This is a genomic window from Ekhidna sp. (assembly GCF_040220215.1).
Classification (GTDB): Bacteria; Bacteroidota; Bacteroidia; order Cytophagales; family Cyclobacteriaceae; genus Ekhidna.
In genome coordinates this window covers 194768-216539 of sequence record NZ_JAVJTR010000011.1, presented here as the reverse complement: position 1 = coordinate 216539, position 21772 = coordinate 194768, and the positions used below count along the sequence as shown (strand labels likewise).

Below are 21772 nucleotides of genomic sequence, written 5' to 3'. Positions count from 1 at the left end.
TACGGATACTCAGGCGCAACGAATTTTTAAAATGTATAAGGAGGCAGAAGAAACCTTCTATGAAGAAAAATTTGGTGAAGCACTAACACTGTATCGTGAAATTGAGGAGATCGATTCTCTTTATGAGGATATACAATATAAAATGGAAGTATGTCAGTTACTTTCAGATCGGCAATACATAGATATGGGTCCTTTCAATGCTTATGAAGCAGATATGTCGAAAAGGGATAAGTTTTATTATTACTGGCAAGGACGCATTTTATTGGAAGAATATGAGTTTGAAGAGGCTATCGAGTCCCTTCAAAAATTCATTAAGCTTCCAGAACGGAAAAGCGAAGAGATTTTGTCGGAAGCCCGAAGATGGATCAATTGGTCTATTGCAGCTAAAAAATTTATGGACAATCCTAAGTATTATGAAATTCATCTTTTAGAAGAAGGAATCAATACGCCAAAAGCCGAACTCAGTCCGGTTTACTTTACCGATAATGAGGAACTTCTTTTCATTTCAAACAGGGATGAGTCAAAGCCAGATCAATATCAAATCTATCATACAAAACATATCGGGGGTAGGTCATGGTCTGAGCCGGAGGTAATATACAATGTTGGCACCTTTACACGTGACAATTCAAATATTGAAGTAGTAGCAGAAGATGGACGCTTGTTTCAGTTTAGAACTAAAAAAGGTGGAGATCTTTTTTACAGTGAACCTACAGGAGCAAAAACCGGGTGGTCTGAACCCGTTGAATTCGACAGTAAAATATCAGCTACTCATTTGAGTTCTCATTTTTTCATTAACGAGCATGAAGATCGCATCATTTTTGCAAAGGATGTGGGCACCAAAAAAGAACCAAATCTTGATTTATTTCAATCATTCAAAGATCCAGAATCAGGGGATTGGAGCAAGCCGGCTCTTTTTGCAACCACTATAAATAGCGAATACAATGAGGATAGCCCGTATCTGAGTCCGGATGAGAGAACGCTTTATTTCGCATCTGATGGACATGAAACCATGGGTGGCTATGACATTTTCAAGTCTGAACTTGATACTGCTACGCTGACATGGTCAGAGCCCGAGAATATGGGATTTCCTGTAAACTCTCCGGATGATGAAATACATTTCAAACTCAACAACGACCAAATGTCCGGCTACTTCACCTCAAACAGGCTTCATACGCTAGGTGATTACGATATTTTCTTTTTCTGGGAAATCCATACTGTGAAAGTGAAAGGAAGAATTATCGATGGGCCAACAGGTAAGCCAATAACTAATGCAAGAATATTCTTTAGACCGGTTGAGTATACAGACATGTATTTCTTCTCTCCAATTGATGAAAAAGGCCAATATGAAATGATCATCAATGCAGATGATGTTTATGAGGTGGAGATCAAAATGGATGAAACTAAAGAAATTATTAGGCTGGAAGATTTCGAAATCCATGCGACAGGGGGAACCAACACAACATATCTGAAAGATTTCTACATTGGGGAGGTACCTCTACAACCTGTAGTGACCCGTCGCAAGCCAGAAAAAACACCGGAAACAAGACCTCAACCACCAACCCCTCAAAAATCATCTAGCATTGAGAATCTTGGTAAAATGAACAATACCAGCGATCGTGCGGTCGTTCGGAATATCTATTTTGATTTTGGAGATACAAAAGTTACTGATGAAAGCCTTCCGGTTTTAAGAGTCATCTTGAAACGTATGAACGAGTATTCACAATTGAATATTGAGATCGCCGGACATACGGATAGCATTGGTGATGAGCAAACGAATCAATGGGTGTCTCAAAAAAGAGCAGAAGCTGTGAAGAAGTGGTTGGTTGAAAATGGTATTTCTGAGAACCGAATCTTAGCGAAAGGTTATGGTGAAACCCAGCCATTGGCCACCAATGACAATGAACGAGAAGGACGTGAGCTCAATCGAAGAATCGAGTTTATCGTAAGATAATAGTCGTTCATTTCTTATCTTAGGTCAAAATAAACAGCATGTATACCTCAATTATTGCAGGTCTTGGACATTATGTACCCGATAATGTCGTGACCAATGACGATCTGTCAAAGATGATGGACACGAGTGATGAGTGGATCACAGAACGAACAGGAATAAAGGAGCGTAGGTGGATAGATCCAAAGACAGATGATAGTCCATCAACCATGGGCACCAAAGCTTCAAGAATGGCAATATCGAATGCAGGACTTACTCCCGATGATATCGATTTTATCATTTTCGCTACACTCAGTCCTGACTACTATTTTCCGGGTCCCGGAGTAATGGTGCAGGATCAATTGGGAATCAAAGAAATAGGCGCGCTGGATGTTCGAAACCAATGCTCCGGATTTGTGTACGGCCTTTCTGTAGCAGACCAGTTTGTGAAAACAGGAATGTATAAAAATGTCCTTGTTATTGGAGCTGAGAATCATTCTGGAGGGCTGGAGAAGACTGATAGAGGACGTGGAGTGACAGTGATTTTTGGAGATGGGGCCGGTGCAGCAGTGGTACAAAGATGTGAAGACCCCACGAAAGGAATATTGTCAACGCATTTACATTCAGAAGGTCAACATGCGGAGGAATTAGCCCTGATTGGTCCGAATACGGGGAGATGGGTACCGGAAATCATAGCAGAGAGTGATCCGGAGGATTCTAGCTACTATCCATATATGAATGGCAATTTTGTATTTAAGCATGCGGTGACCCGCTTCATGGAAGTAATAAGTGAAGCACTAGCTACAAACCAGCGCAAACCTGAGGATATTGATTTATTAGTACCTCATCAGGCCAACCTCAGGATCAGTCAGTTTGTTCAAAAGAAGATGGGCCTTTCAGATGATCAGGTTTATAACAACATCATGCGGTATGGCAATACCACCGCCGCATCCATTCCCATCGCCATGAGTGAAGCTTTTCAGGAGGGCAAGATAAAAGAGGGAGATTTGATCTGTCTTGCTGCATTTGGCAGTGGATTTACCTGGGCATCTGCACTTATCAGCTGGTAATAGTATATCACCTTTCCAGAAGTTCAAATTGGACAAATCATACGATTTCATCGACGAATAGCGGTTTTTGAATTAATAAATTGTATTTTAAGAAGAACTTATTTAATTATTTTAATTATTCACTTAGAATAGTTAAATTTGTTCTCAACAAAGTATAAATCAACCGTAATCATAGAAAGCAGATGAAATTTGTTAAAGCACTACTAGGACAATCAACCGATGAGAACAAACTAAAGCTTAAAAAAGAGGCGACTGGGGAATGGGTTGTTCGGAAGGGATCAACTGTATTATACATCGGATCAAAAGACAAATGCGAGACCTACATGAGTCACGCCATGTAGAAGCAGCTAAAGAAAAATTCTCACCAAAAGGGCAGCACTTCTCACCAGGTGCTGCCCTTTTATTTTTGCTTTATTCGTCGAAAATATGATGATTTTTATAAAAAATTGCACTTTAACACAACAAAAATTAGTATATTAATGTTTAATATATAAATGATGCAATTTTTAACGCTTCTTTTATTACAATGAGCATTTTAGACTTTTTTTCAGGTAAGCGAAATCAGAATCGGATCAAGATCACCAAGACTGAAACGGGTGATAAATGGATGGTGAAGAAAGGCTATCGGATTTTGTACATCGGATCAAAGCGAAAATGTGAAAAGTACCTGGAGAATGCTTTGCTTATGTAAAACTAAAATATACTCACCATGAATCTTTTTAGATTATTCGCAAAAAGGAACGACGACAAAGTTCGGTTAACAAAATCCCAAACAGGTGACTGGATGGTAAAGAAAGGCTTTAGCATCCTATATATTGGCAGCAAAGAAAAGTGCGAGACATTTATGAGAAAGACGCTAAGCGTCTAGCTATGGAAGATAGATTAATTGCGATCCGCCAGCTGGCGGATCGCTTTTACTATCTCTTCCGGATGAGACCATGGAATAAAATGGTTGGCGTCCTCCAACAAATTCACATATAATAGCGAATCTGGAATCATTGTCTTTGCAAAAGCTGCATTTTCTTTAGATACCAACGCATCTTCCGTTCCCTGAATGACGATCGTTGGTATTTTTATTTGCTTCCACAGTGGAAGCATTTCTTCTAATTCTTTCTTAAGCGTTAAAATCTCAGCGTTGCTCACTTCAAATTCTTTTGGTGTAAAAAATGCGCCGACCTCAGTTGATATAACCTTACGGTACCACCCTTCTTCTTCAAGCTCCGGATCGATAGAAGGAGCAACTAAAATCAATCCTTTGTAAGCATTAGGATAATCCATAGCCATCCTGGCAATGACTGGTCCGCCAAGCGAGTGACCTATCAGTATTATCTGCTTCCCGCTAAAACCCTTCAATACCTCATTCATTTGATAGGCTTGCTTTTCCAGTGAAGGTTCAGCAGCACCAAAACCTGATCCGCCAAATCCCGGACGATCAATAGCTATCATGTCAAACTCATGCAATAAGGTATCAGCTTTAAAAAAGTCAATGAATGCATTCCATGATCCGGGTGAACCGTGAACGAAGACCAGCAGATGCTCTTTTTGTCTATCAACAAAGGCATAGTGAACGTTTCGGTCACCAACAGCTAAATCACCAAACTGAATTTTCACACTGGGCTCCAGGTTTTTTCGTGCTGTTTCATCATCCATCCGAAACTCACAGGCCGATAGAAGAAGAAGAATACCAAGCGCTTTTTTCATGGGATGAGTGTCTGTCCAATCGTGTGCATGAAGCTATATTTGCGATCTATGTCAAAAGGCATCATTTCTACCGATTTTCAATTTAAAGGACAAACCGGAAAATACACCGGAAAGGTTCGCGAAGTATATGAGTTTGGCGACAAACTGGCCATGATTGCCACGGATCGTATCTCTGCTTTTGATGTGGTCCTGCCTGAACCTATCCCTTATAAAGGACAGGTGCTGAACCAATTGGCAGCTAAGTTTCTAAAGGCCACCAAAGACATTGTTCCTAACTGGGTAGAAGCAACTCCAAACCCCAATGTCACTTTTGGTAAAAGATGTGAGCCTTTCAAGGTGGAAATGGTCATACGTGGATATTTGACAGGTCATGCCTGGCGAGAATATAGGGATGGCAAACGCATCCTTTGTGGGGTTCCCATGCCTGACGGAATGAAGGAAAATCAAAAATTTGATGCTCCTATCATCACGCCAACCACGAAAGCGGATGAGGGACATGATGAAGACATCTCACGGGAAGAAATTTTGAAACAGGGAATTGTTTCGGAAGCAGATTATGTGCAGTTGGAAAACTTCACGCAAAAGCTTTTTGAAAGAGGAACGGAAATAGCCGCAGAGCGAGGGTTGATTTTGGTGGATACCAAGTATGAGTTCGGAAAGTACAACGGAGAAATCTACCTCATCGATGAGGTGCATACGCCCGACTCTTCACGTTATTTTTATTCAGAACCCTATCAGTCATTGTTGGAAAAAGACGAGCCTCAGAAACAACTTTCCAAAGAGTTCGTAAGACAATGGCTAATATCTGAAGGTTTTCAGGGGAAAGACGGACAGCAAATACCTGAAATGCCAGAAGAAAGAATCACGATGATCTCTGATCGCTATATTGAGCTTTATGAGAACATCTCCGGTGAAAAGTTTGTTAAAGACGAATACTCAAATAAATTAGCCCGAATTAAAGAGGATATTGCCCAAATTGTAGAATAAAGAATTATGGAATTTACAGTAGACAAATACGAAAATTACTCGATGGCCAAAATCAACCAGGAAAAGGTTGATTCTACGATGGCGCCTGAGCTGAAAACTGAGTTTATGAACCTGGCACAGGATGGTGTGAAAAGCCTGATCGTGAATATGGAGGATGTGAAATATGTAGATTCCAGTGGATTGAGCGCGCTTTTGGTGGGCAATCGATCATTTGGTGAATCAGGTGCATTTGTACTTTACAATGTCACTGATCACGTGATGAAGTTGATCTCTATCAGCCAGTTGGATAAGGTAATGACCATTGTGGCTGGCCAGGAAGAAGCAGCCGATGCAGTTTTATTGACTGAGATAAACAAGGGGCAAGGCGCAGCAGAATAAAACTTGAGCCTTGAATTACTGATATTAGGATCTAACTCTGCGGCGTTTGCACATCGCCGGCATCATACTGCGCAGTTATTCAAACTTCAGGATCAGCATTTTTTAATTGATTGTGGGGAAGGCACACAGCTGCTGATGAAACGGCACAAAGTGAAGCTTTCACGAATTGATCATATTTTCATTTCGCATTTGCATGGGGACCATTACTTCGGCCTGATTGGCCTGTTATCCACCATGCATTTGTTTGGAAGGAAAAAGGAATTGCTGCTGGTAGGTCCTCCGGGGCTGAAAGAGATATTGCAACTGCAACTACGTTATTCGGAGACTTCACTCAATTTTCATATTCAGTTTGTGGAGTTTACTCCGAATGAATCTGAAATGGTTTTGGATCACCCTAAATTTACAGTGACCACCATGCCGATGGATCACCGGGTACCATGTTCCGGCTATTTGTTTAAAGAAAAGCCAAAAAAGCGTCGAATAAATCGCAATAAGCTGCCTGAAGTGCAGCTTTCCAATCTGGATATTTTACGATTGAAGGATGGGGAAGATGTACTGAATACAGACGGATCAGTGAAATATGAAAATAAACTACTGACCCTGGATCCGAATCCCAGCTATAGCTATGCCTTTTTCTCAGATACACGATTAAGGCCAGAGCTAAAATCCATGATCGAAGGGGTGGATATGCTGTATCATGAAGCCACTTTCGCGAATGATATGAAAGACAGGGCGATACAGACCTATCACACCACTGCAGAGCAAGCTGCGCAGTATGCAAAAGAAGCAGGGGTAGGCAAACTCATACTTGGACATTTTTCTGCCCGGTATAAAGAGCTGGACCCGATCATTGATGAAGCAAAAGCTGTTTTTAAGAATACGGAGCTTGCGATTGAAGGAACCAAATTTGTGGTAGATGGGAAATAAGAAGCAAAACCTGTTTATCATTCTGGGAGCCATCTTCCTGACCAATGCGATCCTCGCGGAGCTCATAGGAGTGAAGATCTTTTCACTGGAACAATCTCTTGGGTGGGAACCAGCAAACCTTGACATATTTGGGTATACGCTGGATTTCAACCTCACCGCTGGGGTAATGATATGGCCGGTGGTGTTCATCACTACCGATATTATCAATGAATACTTTGGGAAGGCCGGGGTACGGAAAATTAGTTTCCTTGCCGTGGGCTGTATTTCCTATGCTTTTCTGATGATCTGGGTGGTGACCCAGCTGAGTCCGGCCGGATTCTGGATGGATGTGAACAGTACAGACCCGGATGGCAATTACTTCAATATGAACTTTGCTTTCAATAAGATATACACACAGGGGCTGGGTATCATCGTAGGCTCCATTATCGCTTTTTTGGTTGGGCAGATACTGGATGTGATCATCTTTCAGCGTTTGAGAAAAATTACCGGAGAGAAGATGATCTGGTTGAGAGCTACGGGCTCTACGCTCATCTCTCAGCTCATTGACAGCTTTGTAGTGCTGGCAATTGCGTTCTACCTCCTTGTACCCGCGGAGAGCCGGTGGGACTTCTCACAGGTTATGTCTGTTGGATCGCTCAATTATATCTATAAGTTTATCGTTGCGATTGCACTCACTCCAGTGATCTATCTGGGCCACTTTTTGATTGACCGATACCTCGGAAAAGAGGAGGCTGATCGGATCAAGGAAGAGGCAAGTGAGAGTGGGTTTTAACGTCCAAGTAGAAAGCTGTGACCTGAGCTTTTTAAATTCTGATTAAAAAGCTGAGTAAGGCCATGCTTATATCGCATGTTGTGTGGATTTATCCTAGTTTGCTTTTTAATTCCATCCGTTCATGCAAAATCCTAGTTACCTCTACAAGCTCATTTGTTATGACTCGATAAAAGATGATATGTCGATTCACTTTGAATCCGTATAGATCTTTCGTTATTCCATCATAATTACGGCCTATATCTTGGTTTGCAGTTATATTCTCAAAGCCCGTAACAAGTTGTTGGTAGTAAACATCTGCTTGTTGTTCAGACCAATTATCAAAAGTGTAATTCCAGATGTCAGTTAAATCTTGTACAGCTAGGTTAGTGAGTTGATAATTAGCCATTAGATCTGGCAGACTTTAACTTTTCTAAATGAGTTGATGGGTTAAAGTCTTGGGCTATACCACTATTAATACCATCATTTATAGCCTTTTTAAGTGCAATGGCTTTATTTTCTTCTTCTTCGAGGAGTCTGAGGCCAGCCCGAATCACTTCACTAGCGTTTTTAAATCTACCTTCAGAAACGCTATGTTGAACAAAACTCTCAAAGTAGTTTCCTAGTGATATAGAAGTATTCTTGCTCATAGTAATTTGCTTTACCTTCAAAGTTACCAAAAATTGGTACTATAAGCAAATTCTTTAATTCCATATAGTCTAGCTCGTTTAGCCTTTTTTAGAAATCTGTTTAACTAGATGGTTTACATGTCGGCCGTTTTTATGAATTTGACTTACTTGGTTTTGGTCGAAACCAATTTCAACTAGGATGCTTGAAATCAAAAGTAATTGTAAGATTCCGGTTATTCGCATGAGTTCAGGCATGTCCATCTTGGTTTTTTCTAGTCTTTTGTCATAGTGAGTGTAAAAGTTCCGATCATTGACCACTGATCTAATAAATTCATCTCGATTTCCAATCAGTTTTAGAACTATTTCCGTCGGATAATTATCCAAAATATAGTTCAATCTGTCTTGTAGTGAAGGCTCAAAAGCATATTTCAATTTGAACTTTACCCACCTTTTGTCTTTGCCTGTTAGCGAGTCAGAAATTCTCTTAACACGTTCTTCATGTTTTTGAATGTTGCTATTAGGAATTGGAATAAGATATCGATGAAAGGTTTCTAATGACTGAATAATTCCTAGAAATGAGAATGAGCTAAATTTTGATTTATTATAGAGATTGTTAAAAAGGAGAAATATTACAGGCTGTAATTCATCGCATTTTAAAAACCAGTTTTTTAAAATTGACTCGAACCGATTTTCTATGTCACTATAGGTAAATAACATAAATCTATCTATTTTAGATTCAGTTGAAGTCTTTCCTTTGGCATATGGGATAAAGTAGATTTCTAAACTTTGGTCCTGATTTTCGTCGTAAGTATTCCAAGCATCTATCCTTTTAGGAAATACATTTTCAGCTGTGGCCAGTGTCAGAAAGTTCTGAAATTTGTGCTGATATTCAAGTAACGATTTGAGACTAATTAATTGAGTAAATTCCAACGCTAGTACGTTTTCTTGCTCTATTTCAATTTTTTTTTGAAGTCTTTGTCTCAACAAATTCGTTCTGTAGAAATGAATTTGACCTTTTGTTATATCGTCGATTGAAAACTCTATTGAATCTGGTTCATTTACTTTGACCTCAAAAGTTCTGTTTTCAAAACTCTCGTTAATATCAAACACACTTTTCCCAAGCCATTCTTCGAATAGATTATATTGAAAGTGGACGTGATCAAATTGGAGTGCATCTAAACTGGTAAAGTGTCCATTTTTGATCATTTCGTGAACCGAATATGCTCTGGTAGATATCCCTCGACTACTGTCTCGACTTCTGACAGTTAAGCTATCTACAAGAGTGTAAAGATGCCCATCAGTAGATATTCCTAATATTATTTCTGGGTCTTCATCATGGCCTGATAGACTGCCAATTGTCTCGAGACTTATGTCTTTTCCGACTTGAAATTTGAGGGTTCCTATAACTGCATTTTCCGAGTCGTTAGGAAGAAACCACTGTCCTTTAATTTCAAAATCTGTAAACATTTCGTGTGAAGTAATGGTTTTTACCGCTTGTTGGTAGTCGTTTTCTTCATGATGAATTTGTTTTCAGGGCTACACTCGTCTCTTGGTTGTTCGTAGATGTAGTTGATCTTAACTCTGTTAGGCTCAGGTGATTCAATTCGTATGCTAAACAGCTGTCCTTCCTCAGTTACCTCATACTCAGTTGAGAAGTACATCGTTCCATTTTCACCCTCATCAGATTCACCATCCATGCCTGGATATTTGTTAATCGCTAACCCTTCTTGTTCGTAGGTGCAAAGTTGACTCTCATGGTAAAGCCTGTAGTTAATTGAGTCTTCAGAAATCCAATAAATATCCAGAGTTTGGCTACTCATATCAATTGTGTCCTCATAAAAGTATGTTGTGTATTCCAGTTCAACAGTTTCTTCAGTTATTTTGGATTCGTTACTATCCTTGTTAGGAGTTTGTTCGATAGCAACCTCTTCAGATTTTTCTTGTTCAGCAGCTTGTTCTTTAGTTGGGCCAGTTGTGCAGGAGACAAGAAGTAAGATGCTTAAGGAGTAAAGGAAATTTTTCATAGATGCAGTTTATGACTACCAACGTCCAACTATCATCCGTAAGCTGGACTTTCCAAATTTCTATAAAAGTATCCCATCGCACCAGCCTTTGCAAATAGCTCAGTTAGCTTATGGATGATAGTGTTTGTTGTGCGTTCGTTTTACTGATTGATTGGTCGTCCATTTTCATAGCGGGTTTCTTCTTTCAAATTTCCGTCATCATCGTAAACCCGTGTGATTCCATGTTCCTTACCATCTTTCATTTCTTGGTAAAGGGTTAATACGTCGTTAGTGTATGACCATTGCTTTCCGTCTCTTTTATAGTTCTTATACTCTTGTTCGTCTCGTTGTAGCTGACCTTCGAATATTGAATACTCATTGATATAAAGTCCGTTTCCATCTATTAGAAGTTGATCACCTTCTTCGTTCCAATAGTTCTGGAAATAGGCCATGCCTTCTTTGAATTCAGCCTCTGATTTCTTGCTGCCGTCCTTCCAGAATTTGAGCCATTTCCCAATTCTCTGTGAATTTTTATCAGAGGTATATTCTTCCTCAAGTTGCCCGTTATCGTAGTAAAGCCGTTCCCTTACAGTAGAAGTTTTAATGTCAATTGTGACAATCTTCTTCTGGTTTCCGTTTTCGTACCACTCCTTTTGTTCTCCCAACTGCTCTCCATTGGAAAATTCATTCCATGATTTTATCTGACCATTTTCGAAATAGGTTTTTAGAAATCCATTTATGACGCCATTAGACAATTGAAATTCTTCCTTAAGTTTTCCATTCGAATATTTGGTAGATAAAGTCCCGGAAAAACTAGTATCAAATGGCTGTCCGAATTCATCTACACAAAATTCATTTGGATGTTGCCTTGCGTATTTTTCGAGAATGGCCATTGTGTTCTCATGAAGATCATAGTACTCTTCATCTAGTTCGCCAAGTTGATCCAACCGCTCATAAAGGTCACTATCGAATAAATCCTTTTTCTTGGCCTTATCCATGATCTTTTTGTTGGATAGATAAATCTCATTAGCAGACCTTACCAGATCAGCCATTTCTTGATCTCCAATACTCTCGAGCCCTTTAATTATTGCTGGCACATAGATTTCATAATCGTTATAGTAGAATTGAACGAATCCACCGTTCGTAACTTGAGCATCTAGGTACCACCAGAAGTAAAGAGCCTTTTGGCCCCTTGAGAATCTCTTTGAGAGTTCGGGTTCATCACTTCGGGAGTCAACTATAGCGATTGGTTCTAATAGTAACCAGCCAAAGTCAAAGCCTGTTGTTCTATAAAAGTCTGCTTTTGCAATCTCAGGTCGCAATTGGTTTTCTGATTCGTATCCATCAAAAGGATCAAAATCTTGCGCTTTGGTTTTTTTAAAGAACATATCGCAGCTTGAAAGTATGAGGGCAATTAGTAAGTATCGAGAGAGAATTTTCATTTTGCATTATGACGCACAACATTAACGTAAACACCGCATGGCGTTTATTTACCTTTTAAATATAGTAGATGTATGTGCTATGTGGTTTAATTAAGCATTTTTTAAACGGTTAATAATACTATGAACTTAGCATGACCAGTTGATAATATGTATTTGCTACCTTATTAAGCTGAAGCTAGCAGGTTCTCCGTTTCTTTTCGTATTTTAGATTGCCGCCAAATCGGCACTAAAATATGCCTAACCCACCTAAGCTGATTTCAAAGAGGTCTCTCCTCTGGAGCATGGGGATAATACTGTTTATTCTTGGGCTGGGCGCTGCAATATTCTTTGTAGGGAAAAACTATGCCGCCACCATCCTAAATGAAGTGATCAAACGGGAGACTAACGGTTTTTATCAGCTTGATTTTGAATCCATTGATTTTAAACTACTGGATAAGCGTATAAACGTCCACAAGCTTGCCCTGCGTGTAGATTCTACCAAAGACATGAGCAGTCTTGGGATCAATAATATCTATGAAATCAGTCTGGATGAACTCATCATTGATCTGGAATCGATTTGGGCTATTTACCTGGAAAAGGAATTGGTGATTAAAAGCGTGCGGGTGGTGGATCCGGATATTGACATGGTAAGTCTGAATAATGGTCAAAAAAGAGACTTCAGCTTTGAGGCCGGAAATATGTACCGCGCCATCTCAGATTACCTGAAGGTTTTAAAGATCGATTATTTCCGGATTCAGGATGGTGAATTGAAATATGGCGGAAACGAGTTTTCACTCGGCAGCATCAATTTCCTAGTAAAGAACCTGGTGATGGATTCTACGTCCAATGAAAATAAAGTGTTCTATTCCGAATCCATTGAATTGGAGATCAGGAATCAGAAATTCCATCTGCCTGACAGTATTCATGAGGTGACCTTCGACAGATTTGTTTTATCCACCGCAGATTCGATTCTTTCATTTGAAAACCTCAGAGTCAACCCGATGGCTTCATCGGGAGTGACTTTCAAAGGTCAGAATGACATCAATGTCTATGAAATTCATGTCCCTAAGCTAAGTTTTAAAGGCGTTGATTACATCGCGGCATATCAGGATAATCATTTAAAAATTGAAGAGCTAATCCTGGATGAACCCACTGTTTTTGTGGATGATGAGTCTCATGCTGCCACTGCAAATAAAGATGTTGATAATTCATTGCTTTCACTGATATTTAACATTTTCGGCGCACTGGATGTTGGCAAGCTCCGCATCAATAATGCGCATGTGGATTTAAAAATTGAAGGAGCAGAAAAGTATCAGCGATTTAAGGTTGAAGAGTCCAACATCGTGTTTTACAACATCCATTTAGACACAAGCAATTACCGATTCGATCACCGATTCAAGTATTTTGAAGACATAGAATTAGACATTCACAATTACACCTACCTATTACCGGATAGTGTCCATACCGCTCATTTTGACTTGTTAAGAGTCAACACATTTTCTTCAGAAGTTTTATTTGAAAATGTAACCGTCAGTCATGAAAGAGGAGGTGACGATTCGAAAGTGTTAGTAGACGTCCTGGCGCCAAGTTTGAAATTGAAATACATTGATTTTCAGCGAGCAATAGCCGATAAGATTTTGAATATGGGAACATTGGAAATCCCCAACCTTTCTTTAGCGGTAAGGCATGCAGGAAGTACATCAAAGAAAACCCCGCCAACTGTCAGAGCTATCTATAAAGCCATACTTCCGTTTTTCAGAGAAATATCAATAGATAAAATGCAGTTTACCAATTGGGGTTTAGATCTACCGAATGGAATAAACCTTAATCGGGTGAACCTGAGTATAAACAGTCTGCACATGAGCTCGGCAACCAGGAGATTCAAGGATCTTTATGGATATGCCACCCTTCGCGCTGACGGTTTTTCCCTCAATCAGGATAGTGTTCAAATACAAGGCGCAAAGCTTACGACCAAAGCTAATATGACTGCTTTTCAGTTTGTAGACTGGAACCTGAAGGTCGAAAAAGCCAATCAAAACATCAACGGAAAATTCGATACGCTTCTGGTGAGTGGTTTGATGATTGATAGTTTAGTACGAGGTGATTACACCACTTTCACCAAAGCTAAATTAATAAATCCTGATTTTGAGTTGAATGTTCGTTCACAAGAGGACGGTAAACAACAGTTGAATGTTGGTATTGAAAAAGAGGTCATCATTTCGGGAGGAAGACTGAGGGGTGAGTTGGATTCCCTTCAGATGAGCATGGATGGGCTTGATGCCGATGTGTTTGTGGGAGACTCCACAGCATTTAGAAGGTTGGGGGTTGAAAACATTGAATTGATAGCTCCTAAGTACAATCATTCTGTGGAGCTAAAAAAGTGGCAGTATGATACCCTGGATGGTCAAATGAATTTTAATGGGATTGTCATTTCCCCAATCGATATTCATGACACTTCCAAAATTCGATTGAATGCAAATATTCCAGTCTTACGTTTAGTTGATTTTGAACAGGCCAAATTCTTTGATGAAAATCACCTGTTCGCCAGCCTGGTACAAATGATTAGACCCGATGTTCAAATCAAAATCCCGAAATCTAAGCTGAGTTCCGATACGACCACTTCTGTAAATCAATTCACCATGGCCATTCAACAATTTCGACTGGATTCAGGAAGTGTTTCAATGCAAAGAGATGGGGATGATAAACTTCATTCTCTTGAGCTAAAAGGAATTAATAGCACACTTTATGGTATTGATTTCCCAAAGGCTGATCCGTTTGAAGATGGAGCAATCATGTTTTCAGACTCCATTGATTTGTCTATCGAAGGCATAAATCCATATCTAACATCCGGGGATATTCTAAATATTCAAAATACTAAATACCAAAGTGTTTCAAGCAATATTCAGCTTCAATCCATTCATTTTGTATCGGCTGATAAACGAATGTTTTTTGATGTTCCAACGATTGATATCATTGGACTTGATATTCAATCCCTCTATCAGGATGGTCAATTCCGGTTGGATTCATTGATCATTGAGCGTCCTATCGGGATAAACCTGCCAGGCGAAGCTGCCGGTCAAAAGCAGCCATTCGTTACCCCGATTGTAGCTAATCATATTGCTGTAAATAATATTTCGTGGAGCTACCGTGATAAGAAAAATGAACAGGATCTAAACCTGAACAATGGCTTCCTTAGAGTTGAGAAATTCGAATCCCTGGATACTTTAACACTAAGCACCCTGACAGAAAAGATTGGAAACCTATCGTTTGAGGCAGGCCCATTTGAAATGTCATTGTCTGATGATTATCGATTGCTGGTTGATAACTATAGTTTCAGTTACCCAAATACTGCCTTGAGACTGGACGATATACAATTAATCCCCTCATATACGCCAATGGAGTATTCTAATGTCATCGAAAAGCAAAATGACTGGTTCAATGTGAAAATTGATGATGTCACCGTCGAAGGAATCGATCTGTCTGAATTGATTACGAAACAGAAATACATGGCAAATAAAATGTTCATCAATGGAGTGGATGCCTTGATTTACCGGGATAAAGGAGTTCCTTTCCCGGAAGATCAGGTTCGAAATTTGCCACAACAAACAATTAGAAACATATCCCATGCCTTCCTAATTGACACGATTAATGTAAAGGGTACCATTCGATATCAGGAAAAGCCTGACGATTATTTCACTCATGGTGAAATTTCCTTTGATGAGCTGGATGCAAGCCTGATAAACGTAGGTAACGCCAATATTGCTGAAAACGAACACATGATACTCAGCGCAAGTGGAAAGCTTATGGAAGTTGGGAATTTTGAGGTAAAAGGCGTGTTTAATATGAATGCGGCAGATGAAGAATTCTCATTAAGTGGGAGCATAAAAGAGTTCCCTTTAGATTCTATGAATCAAATGCTGGGACCGGTAGCGAATGTGAACATTAAGAGTGGCTATGCGACGGAGCTGTATTTTAACTTCAAAGCAAATGATACGCTCGCTCGGGGGAATATGCGATTCCGTTATGATGATTTAAAAGTTCAGATTTTAAATACCAAAACCCATGACACACATGGTTTAGGACAGGGTATCAAGACCTTTTTTGCCAACACGTTCGTGGTGAAGAGCAAAAACCCAAGCTACCTTGTCTTCCTAAGGAGAGGCACTATTTTTCAAGAGCGTGACACCTCCAGAGCCATATTTAACTATTGGGGTAAGGCACTTTTAAGTGGTGCAGTGAGTAGTGTCGGCGTACACAAATCTGATAAAGCTGAGAAAAAGTTTGAGCGGAATAAAGAAGATTAGATCAAACTTCCATCAGAATCTTCCCGTATCTTTCCATCATGCGTCTATTTGTCCTTTTACTTTTTCTTGTCTTTGGTGGGGTAGCCATGGTGCTGTTACCGGCAAATAAAGAAGTCCGGATTCATGGCGCTAGTCTGGTAAATCCTCCCAGGGAGATAACCGTCGACAAGATGGGAGAGGTGAAACGGATCAATGCGAAATGGGTGGCACTTATTCCTTATGCGTTTTCACGCGATGGGGAGCCACAGGTGTCTTTTGATCATTCTCGTCAGTGGTGGGGAGAGCATACAGATGGGAACTGCACGCTCATACAGTATGCTAAAAACAACGGGCTCAAAGTGATGGTGAAGCCGCATGTATGGGCAAGGGGAGCCGGCTGGGTTGGGGATTTTGATTTAGACTCGGAGGAAAATTGGAAAATCTGGGAGTCGGATTACACCAAATACATTCTGAATCATGCGGTAAAAGCAGATTCCATGAATGTAGAACTGTTTTGCATTGGTACCGAATACCGAATCCCCTCAAAGGAGCGTCCGGAATTCTGGCGCTCATTGATTCGACAGGTAAGGGAGGTTTATAAGGGTAAAATTACCTATGCAGCTAACTGGGATAATTATGAAAATATTACCTGGTGGGATGCCGTCGATTATATTGGAATTGATGCATATTTTCCACTAGCGAGTGGAGCTCATCCAAACATAGAGGAAATCAAAAAAGGCTGGGACCCGATAAAGAAAAACCTTTCAGCGTTTTCCGAAAAATGGAATAAACCTATTCTTTTCACCGAGTATGGCTTTCAGAGTGCGAATGGTGCGGCAGGAAACCACTGGGAAGTGGATGAATCAGAAGAGAATGCGAATCACCAACTACAGGCAGATGCCTATGAGGCTACTTTTCAGGCTTTTGAAAACGAAAAATGGTGGGCAGGGGGCTTTTTCTGGAAATGGCACTTTACTTCTCGTTATGGCAAATGGAGAGGTACAGAATGGACACCTCAAAACAAACCTGCTGAAAAGGTGATTGCACGGTGGTACGGGAAACAAACCAAGTAACTCATTCGAAAGATGCCATTAATCTCCTCTTGGGAGGAGTTGGAGGTGGGTTAAAGAGATTTCTTTTGAATGAGTTAGGATTAACCCACCCCAGCCCCTCCAGGGAGGGGAGTCTTTTCGTATTAGGAGCTTTTTTAATGAGCCGAATTACTTAAATTTCCACTTCAACCCATTGACCTATGAGTGAGAAGCGCAAAGTAGAAGATATCCTGGCGGAGCTAGGCAAAAAGATTGATCATTTGGTAGAGGAGACGAAGCAAGCTGGAAGTAAAGTTTCGGAAGATATGGAAGAACAGATAGCCAAGCTAAAAGCCCAAAAAGAGAAGCTGGAAAATCAAATCAATGATCGAACTACTAAATCAGGAAAGAAATGGGTGGAAGCTCGTGAGCATATGAATGATGCTGCCGCTGCTATCAACAAAGCGTTGGGCGTTTTCTTCAAATCTTAGATTCTTTCCAGCACTTTCAAAATCAGGCTGTCGATAACCTTGTTTGGATCTTTGGCAAAATGAGACTTTACCCGATTGGCCATGATTGCATTCAGACTAAGCATTTCGTGACCCATTAGTTTGCCAAAGGCATAGTAGCCTGCTGTTTCCATTTCCAAATTAGTAAGCCACACATCTTCTTCATGGAAGTACTGCATCTTCTCAATGATTTCCTTGAACCGGATGGGCACACGAAGTTCACGCCCTTGTGGGGCATAAAAGCCCGGACAAGTCACGGTATTACCCGCTATTGTGCAATCTTTGAATTTTTCAAAAAGTGAAGTTGACCCCTTAAAACAGTATGGGAGGTAGGGGATGCCAATTTCCTCCTGAAATTTTTCCACTATTCGACGCTCCTTACCCTTATGCTTAAAATCATAAAAATGAATTAGGGGGTCCATTCCTATAGCGTACTCTGTGGCCAGATGGCTACCTACTTTTATTTCATCCCTGATGGTTCCGGAAGTGCCAATTCTGATTATTTGAAGTTTTTTCTTTCTGGGTTTTGGCTCCCGATGCACTAAATCGATGTTAAACAACGCATCCAATTCCTGCATCAGGATTTCCACATTGTCAGTGCCCATGCCAGAGCTAATCACGGTAAGTCGCTTGCCTTTATAGTCACCTGTGTGAGTGATAAACTCCCGTTTATTCATTTCAAATTCTATGGAATCGAAATGCCGTGATACCCGATGTACACGACCAGGGTCACCGACCACAATGATTTTATCAGAGACGTCCTTTGGGCGAAGGCTTAAGTGGTACACGCTCCCATCAGGGTTGAGTATCAGATCAGTCTCTGAAAAGGTGTGAGGCATAGCTAGGTCAAAATTTCTAAAGCATCCTAAAACTAATCAGGAAACTTCTTTGAGCAGCTCAATTTACGAAAACTTAATCTTAATCCTGTGGTGTTGTCTTTCGTTTCAAACCTTTATATGGGTTATACCCATTCATTTTTTTCTGATAGAATCCCGTACCATCGTACTCACGGGTATCAGGATTATTCATGCATTCTTCCGAGCAACATCCTTTGTATATCTCAGCGCCTTTCTCACTCATAGGGATGTGCATATTGCAATGTGGGTTTGCACAATTCACCATTCGATCGCAGGGCTCATCCGTAACATAGCACCTGGAAACGATGGTAGGGTTCACCTGATTTACTTCCTTAACGATTCGGTTATCAAACACATAGCATTTCCCTTCAAAATCTTCTCCTTTGGCCTCAAGCCCGTATTTTATGATGCCTCCGTGCAACTGGTGCACATTTTCAAACCCCTGCTCGAGTAAGTAAGCACTTGCTTTTTCGCATTTAATCCCACCTGTGCAATAGGTGACAATTTTTTTGTCTTTGTATTGCTTCAGCTCTTCTATCTTCTCGGGAAAATCACGGAAATTGTCAATATCCAGGGTGACAGCATTCTTGAATTTTCCGATCATATGCTCATAGTTTGATCGTACATCCAGGATAATCGTATCCTCGGGTTGATCCTTCAATATCTTCCTGAACTCCTCAGGCTCAACATATCCGCCAGTTTTTTTAGATGGGTCAACATGTCGCAACGAGCTATGGACGATTTCAGGTTTTACCCGAACATGCAGTTTTTCAAAAGCAGGCTGATCATTGGTGTCTACCTTAAATTCGGTGTGGGCAAATCTTGGATCACTCGTTACAGCATCCATGTATTGCTCACATGCTTCCTGCGTTCCCGATACAGTACCGTTCAGGCCTTCTGAGGCAACAATAATACGACCTCTAAGATTAAGGTCTAAGCAAAGTTTGTGGTGCTGCTCCCTGTATTCTTCAGGGTTTTCAATTTTACTATAGCAGTAATAGAGTAAGACGTAATGTTTTTCCATAATGAACCAAGCCCTGTTTCAGCAGGGTGTTAAAGTGCAAAAGTAGAAAGACTTAAGTTTTTGAGTAGAAAATTTAAAGTTTTGATCGTAATGAATAGATCATTTTCTGAATTTCCGTGACCTCAGAAATAGCAGTATTCACTGCTTCTTCAGATATATAATTAAGCTTTTGAGACACTACAAGCTGACTTTCTATTTCATATAGTGATCCTAAGGCAATAGATAAGAAATGCTTAAAGTCTGGTTTTGTTTGCCTCCCGCTACCTTCAGCAATGTTTGAGCTAACTGAGATTGCGGCTCTCTGAAGTTGTGAAGTAAGGCCATACTTTTCTGATTCTGGAAATGACTTGGTCAGCGAATAGATTAAGGTGGCTAAATCTATAGCTCTTTGCCATACTTTCAATTCTCTGAAATTATTCATTCTTTCTACTGCTAACTTTCTACTTACTTATCTCAACTGCCGGATTGCCAAAGACTGTTTGTCCTTTCTTCACATCGCCAACCACAACAGATCCCGCACCAATTCTTGCCCCTTTTTCTATTTTCACACCTGCTACTACTGTTACACCTGAACCTATAAACACTTCATTCTCAATTTTCACCTTTGTATTGATGATAGAACCAGCACCGATTTGTACAAAGTCACCTATTTCTACATCCTGCTCGATGATGGCTTTAGAATTGATCACATTGTGATTGCCCATTTTGGAATCGTTGGACAGGATAGCTCCTGCATTCACAAAATTGCCATGTCCAATACTGAAAGAACTTGAAATGGATGCTGATTGATGAACAGCGTTCATCGGCATAATCTTTCGGGTTTCGTTCAAGTACTCCACATACTTCTTTCTCAGTTTGTTGTCATCTGTGGCTACAAAAGCTTCACACTTTTGTCCGATTAGTTTCGTGAAACCGTGATCATCGGTTGCGCCTAAAACGGTAACAGTGTTGACCTCAGTGTTGTGAAGTTTTTCATCATCGTCCAGAAATCCATATACTACTATGCTATTGGAGTTGAAAATTTCAAGTGCGGCTTTTGCCAATCCAGTTGAGCCTAAAATGATTACCGGTTTTTCCATGTCCTTTTTTGTTTTTGGAGGCGCAAAATTAGTGATTATTTGTGCGCTTGAGAAGTAAAGTAGTGATAGGGGAGAACGGAGCAGATTAGAAAGAGATAGGGCATGTATGAGTTTTTGTAGCGCACCAGTGTGCCGAAATTTGGTGTCGAGAGGGGGAGCATAATTGCGAGTAATAGAATACCACAAAGTGAGCCTACAAAAAGCGCCCAATCGATTTTGTGCTTTTTCTTGAAAAAAAGTATGATTGACATCATCATCAGGATGATTAGCAGAAAATTTTCTACTCGATGGATCCACCCCCAGACTGGTGTTTGATCGAATAGTGATGGCCGAAATAACCCAGCATGAAGTGCTTTCGGAACATTGGATATCACTTCAGTCCAGCTATCTTCTTCAAGGACTATGTTTAATCGGTCCTCCGAATCAGATTTTTCAAGAATCGCCTGATTGTTTTGTTGCAGCGTCCATGGGATTCGATTGATGGCCAAATATGGGTGCACAAACTGAGTACCCACTAATGCAATGAAAATAACCAGAATAGATGCAAAACGCCATTTAGGCTGCAACTGCCTATACAAACTCAATGAAAAAAGGACTGCACTGAAGATGATTGCAGTGATAAATAGATAGTGCTTTACATAAAGCAGAATAAATCCTCCAATAAGAATTAGGATTAAGTCAGGGATTAGTAGTCGTTTCAGTTTGTAAGTCTGGATCATTGATACAACAAAAACGATCAACGCAGCGCTTGCCATGCTGTCTTTGATGATTCCCGAAGACCAGAATACAATTGATGGAATAATTAAAAAGCAAATGGTAATTAGCCACCTGATGTCTGGATAAAGGTTAGATAAGACTTTTAAACCGTACCAAAAACTGATAAAACTGATAAATGAAAAGTACAGGGATGTAATCCAATATGAGCCATCTGTAAAAACTACAACTGGTCTGAGGATTTTCAGGAAAAACTGCGTCCTTGGTTGATTCTCAACTTCTGTAAGATTTTTAGCTGCTTCAAAAAAAGCTATCGTATCACCAGATTCGTAATACTCATAAAATATTAATCCCAAAACAATCCCGGCAGATAGCTTTAATAGCAACCCAAGCCAGTAGACCCAACCAGGCAACTCGGTTTTGACGAAACGAAATCCCAGAAAAGCAAGGAATGCAATGAGGCCACTATGGAGCATCCAGTTGA

General features: G+C 40.2%; 22 protein-coding genes. 11 read left to right on the top strand and 11 right to left on the bottom strand.

The genetic code is table 11. The features are described from left to right. Nucleotides 1–31: 31 nt before the first annotated feature. The 4 genes from RIC88_RS05275 to RIC88_RS05260 all read left to right on the top strand — a co-directional run bounded on the left by RIC88_RS05275 (nt 32) and on the right by RIC88_RS05260 (nt 3688). Nucleotides 32–1951, top strand: coding sequence for an OmpA family protein (locus RIC88_RS05275; protein WP_350216454.1), 1920 nt, complete (start codon nt 32–34; stop codon nt 1949–1951). A 38-nt stretch (nt 1952–1989) separates the two neighbouring features. Then, on the top strand, nt 1990–2997 hold the full coding sequence (locus RIC88_RS05270) for a 3-oxoacyl-ACP synthase III family protein (protein WP_350216453.1): 1008 nt from the start codon (nt 1990–1992) through the stop codon (nt 2995–2997). 182 nt (nt 2998–3179) lie between these two features. Beyond that, nucleotides 3180–3338 (top strand): hypothetical protein, encoded by a 159-nt coding sequence (locus tag RIC88_RS05265; protein ID WP_350216451.1) that lies wholly within the window; start codon nt 3180–3182, stop codon nt 3336–3338. Between the two features lie 185 nt (nt 3339–3523). After that, nucleotides 3524–3688 (top strand): hypothetical protein, encoded by a 165-nt coding sequence (locus RIC88_RS05260; protein ID WP_350216450.1) that lies wholly within the window; start codon nt 3524–3526, stop codon nt 3686–3688. Between the two features lie 191 nt (nt 3689–3879). On the opposite strand, the gene RIC88_RS05255 is transcribed toward RIC88_RS05260, so the two are convergent. Continuing rightward, nucleotides 3880–4698 (bottom strand): alpha/beta fold hydrolase, encoded by an 819-nt coding sequence (locus tag RIC88_RS05255; protein WP_350216449.1) that lies wholly within the window; start codon nt 4696–4698, stop codon nt 3880–3882. A gap of 27 nt (nt 4699–4725) precedes the next feature. On the opposite strand from RIC88_RS05255, the gene RIC88_RS05250 reads away from it, so the two are divergent. From RIC88_RS05250 to RIC88_RS05235, 4 genes are read left to right on the top strand one after another with little or no spacing between them, the layout of a single operon-like run. Continuing rightward, complete coding sequence (locus RIC88_RS05250) at nt 4726–5685, top strand: phosphoribosylaminoimidazolesuccinocarboxamide synthase (RefSeq protein WP_350216448.1); 960 nt, start codon at nt 4726–4728, stop codon at nt 5683–5685. Between the two features lie 6 nt (nt 5686–5691). Then, nucleotides 5692–6063: an STAS domain-containing protein gene (locus tag RIC88_RS05245; RefSeq protein ID WP_350216447.1), complete on the top strand. Its 372-nt coding sequence runs from the start codon at nt 5692–5694 to the stop codon at nt 6061–6063. A 3-nt stretch (nt 6064–6066) separates the two neighbouring features. Beyond that, complete coding sequence (locus tag RIC88_RS05240; RefSeq protein WP_350216446.1) at nt 6067–6990, top strand: ribonuclease Z; 924 nt, start codon at nt 6067–6069, stop codon at nt 6988–6990. Beyond that, the gene (locus RIC88_RS05235) at nt 6980–7762 is read left to right on the top strand and encodes a queuosine precursor transporter (protein ID WP_350216445.1); all 783 of its coding nucleotides are present in this window, start codon (nt 6980–6982) and stop codon (nt 7760–7762) included. The genes RIC88_RS05240 and RIC88_RS05235 overlap by 11 nt, the downstream gene beginning before the upstream one ends. Before the next feature lie 88 nt (nt 7763–7850). Here RIC88_RS05235 and RIC88_RS05230 read toward each other — a convergent pair whose 3' ends face one another. The 5 genes from RIC88_RS05230 to RIC88_RS05210 all read right to left on the bottom strand — a co-directional run bounded on the left by RIC88_RS05230 (nt 7851) and on the right by RIC88_RS05210 (nt 11758). Beyond that, the gene (locus RIC88_RS05230; RefSeq protein ID WP_350216444.1) at nt 7851–8147 is read right to left on the bottom strand and encodes a type II toxin-antitoxin system RelE/ParE family toxin; all 297 of its coding nucleotides are present in this window, start codon (nt 8145–8147) and stop codon (nt 7851–7853) included. Then, complete coding sequence (locus RIC88_RS05225) at nt 8140–8388, bottom strand: type II toxin-antitoxin system ParD family antitoxin (RefSeq protein WP_350216443.1); 249 nt, start codon at nt 8386–8388, stop codon at nt 8140–8142. The genes RIC88_RS05230 and RIC88_RS05225 overlap by 8 nt, the downstream gene beginning before the upstream one ends. Before the next feature lie 78 nt (nt 8389–8466). Next, entirely contained in the window at nt 8467–9834 is a 1368-nt protein-coding gene (locus RIC88_RS05220) for an ApeA N-terminal domain 1-containing protein (protein WP_350216442.1), read from the bottom strand. A gap of 20 nt (nt 9835–9854) precedes the next feature. Next, on the bottom strand, nt 9855–10391 hold the full coding sequence (locus tag RIC88_RS05215) for a hypothetical protein (protein ID WP_350216441.1): 537 nt from the start codon (nt 10389–10391) through the stop codon (nt 9855–9857). A 140-nt stretch (nt 10392–10531) separates the two neighbouring features. Next, nucleotides 10532–11758 (bottom strand): DMP19 family protein, encoded by a 1227-nt coding sequence (locus RIC88_RS05210; protein ID WP_350216440.1) that lies wholly within the window; start codon nt 11756–11758, stop codon nt 10532–10534. Between the two features lie 287 nt (nt 11759–12045). On the opposite strand from RIC88_RS05210, the gene RIC88_RS05205 reads away from it, so the two are divergent. The 3 genes from RIC88_RS05205 (at nt 12046) to RIC88_RS05195 (ending at nt 17596) form a co-directional block, all read left to right on the top strand. Then, nucleotides 12046–16095 (top strand): AsmA family protein, encoded by a 4050-nt coding sequence (locus tag RIC88_RS05205; RefSeq protein ID WP_350216439.1) that lies wholly within the window; start codon nt 12046–12048, stop codon nt 16093–16095. Nucleotides 16096–16133: 38 nt separating this feature from the next. Next, nucleotides 16134–17147: a glycoside hydrolase family 113 gene (locus RIC88_RS05200; protein ID WP_350216438.1), complete on the top strand. Its 1014-nt coding sequence runs from the start codon at nt 16134–16136 to the stop codon at nt 17145–17147. 179 nt (nt 17148–17326) lie between these two features. After that, entirely contained in the window at nt 17327–17596 is a 270-nt protein-coding gene (locus RIC88_RS05195) for a hypothetical protein (protein WP_350216437.1), read from the top strand. Here the strand turns inward: RIC88_RS05195 and RIC88_RS05190 are convergent. The 5 genes from RIC88_RS05190 to RIC88_RS05170 all read right to left on the bottom strand — a co-directional run bounded on the left by RIC88_RS05190 (nt 17593) and on the right by RIC88_RS05170 (nt 21764). Continuing rightward, nucleotides 17593–18453, bottom strand: coding sequence for a nucleoside phosphorylase (locus RIC88_RS05190; protein ID WP_350216436.1), 861 nt, complete (start codon nt 18451–18453; stop codon nt 17593–17595). The genes RIC88_RS05195 and RIC88_RS05190 overlap by 4 nt on opposite strands. A gap of 79 nt (nt 18454–18532) precedes the next feature. Next, on the bottom strand, nt 18533–19495 hold the full coding sequence (gene trhO / locus RIC88_RS05185; RefSeq protein WP_350216435.1) for an oxygen-dependent tRNA uridine(34) hydroxylase TrhO: 963 nt from the start codon (nt 19493–19495) through the stop codon (nt 18533–18535). Nucleotides 19496–19568: 73 nt separating this feature from the next. Continuing rightward, nucleotides 19569–19916 (bottom strand): four helix bundle protein, encoded by a 348-nt coding sequence (locus tag RIC88_RS05180; RefSeq protein ID WP_350216434.1) that lies wholly within the window; start codon nt 19914–19916, stop codon nt 19569–19571. 19 nt (nt 19917–19935) lie between these two features. Continuing rightward, entirely contained in the window at nt 19936–20574 is a 639-nt protein-coding gene (locus tag RIC88_RS05175) for a NeuD/PglB/VioB family sugar acetyltransferase (RefSeq protein ID WP_350216432.1), read from the bottom strand. Nucleotides 20575–20609: 35 nt separating this feature from the next. Continuing rightward, a complete protein-coding gene (locus RIC88_RS05170) occupies nt 20610–21764 on the bottom strand; it encodes a hypothetical protein (RefSeq protein WP_350216431.1) in 1155 nt (384 codons plus the stop codon). Between the last annotated feature and the right edge of the window lie 8 nt (nt 21765–21772).

What these genes read in the sequence shown, in the direction of transcription:
- RIC88_RS05275 (WP_350216454.1), top strand. Translation starts at nt 32, where the DNA reads ATGTATAAGGAGGCAGAAGAAACCTTCTATGAAGAAAAATTTGGTGAA.
- RIC88_RS05270 (WP_350216453.1), top strand. Translation starts at nt 1,990, where the DNA reads ATGTATACCTCAATTATTGCAGGTCTTGGACATTATGTACCCGATAAT.
- RIC88_RS05265 (WP_350216451.1), top strand. Translation starts at nt 3,180, where the DNA reads ATGAAATTTGTTAAAGCACTACTAGGACAATCAACCGATGAGAACAAA.
- RIC88_RS05260 (WP_350216450.1), top strand. Translation starts at nt 3,524, where the DNA reads ATGAGCATTTTAGACTTTTTTTCAGGTAAGCGAAATCAGAATCGGATC.
- RIC88_RS05255 (WP_350216449.1), bottom strand. Translation starts at nt 4,698, where the DNA reads ATGAAAAAAGCGCTTGGTATTCTTCTTCTTCTATCGGCCTGTGAGTTT.
- RIC88_RS05250 (WP_350216448.1), top strand. Translation starts at nt 4,726, where the DNA reads ATGAAGCTATATTTGCGATCTATGTCAAAAGGCATCATTTCTACCGAT.
- RIC88_RS05245 (WP_350216447.1), top strand. Translation starts at nt 5,692, where the DNA reads ATGGAATTTACAGTAGACAAATACGAAAATTACTCGATGGCCAAAATC.
- RIC88_RS05235 (WP_350216445.1), top strand. Translation starts at nt 6,980, where the DNA reads ATGGGAAATAAGAAGCAAAACCTGTTTATCATTCTGGGAGCCATCTTC.
- RIC88_RS05230 (WP_350216444.1), bottom strand. Translation starts at nt 8,147, where the DNA reads ATGGCTAATTATCAACTCACTAACCTAGCTGTACAAGATTTAACTGAC.
- RIC88_RS05225 (WP_350216443.1), bottom strand. Translation starts at nt 8,388, where the DNA reads ATGAGCAAGAATACTTCTATATCACTAGGAAACTACTTTGAGAGTTTT.
- RIC88_RS05220 (WP_350216442.1), bottom strand. Translation starts at nt 9,834, where the DNA reads ATGTTTACAGATTTTGAAATTAAAGGACAGTGGTTTCTTCCTAACGAC.
- RIC88_RS05215 (WP_350216441.1), bottom strand. Translation starts at nt 10,391, where the DNA reads ATGAAAAATTTCCTTTACTCCTTAAGCATCTTACTTCTTGTCTCCTGC.
- RIC88_RS05210 (WP_350216440.1), bottom strand. Translation starts at nt 11,758, where the DNA reads ATGTTCTTTAAAAAAACCAAAGCGCAAGATTTTGATCCTTTTGATGGA.
- RIC88_RS05205 (WP_350216439.1), top strand. Translation starts at nt 12,046, where the DNA reads ATGCCTAACCCACCTAAGCTGATTTCAAAGAGGTCTCTCCTCTGGAGC.
- RIC88_RS05200 (WP_350216438.1), top strand. Translation starts at nt 16,134, where the DNA reads ATGCGTCTATTTGTCCTTTTACTTTTTCTTGTCTTTGGTGGGGTAGCC.
- RIC88_RS05195 (WP_350216437.1), top strand. Translation starts at nt 17,327, where the DNA reads ATGAGTGAGAAGCGCAAAGTAGAAGATATCCTGGCGGAGCTAGGCAAA.
- RIC88_RS05190 (WP_350216436.1), bottom strand. Translation starts at nt 18,453, where the DNA reads ATGCCTCACACCTTTTCAGAGACTGATCTGATACTCAACCCTGATGGG.
- trhO (WP_350216435.1), bottom strand. Translation starts at nt 19,495, where the DNA reads ATGGAAAAACATTACGTCTTACTCTATTACTGCTATAGTAAAATTGAA.
- RIC88_RS05180 (WP_350216434.1), bottom strand. Translation starts at nt 19,916, where the DNA reads ATGAATAATTTCAGAGAATTGAAAGTATGGCAAAGAGCTATAGATTTA.
- RIC88_RS05175 (WP_350216432.1), bottom strand. Translation starts at nt 20,574, where the DNA reads ATGGAAAAACCGGTAATCATTTTAGGCTCAACTGGATTGGCAAAAGCC.
- RIC88_RS05170 (WP_350216431.1), bottom strand. Translation starts at nt 21,764, where the DNA reads ATGCTCCATAGTGGCCTCATTGCATTCCTTGCTTTTCTGGGATTTCGT.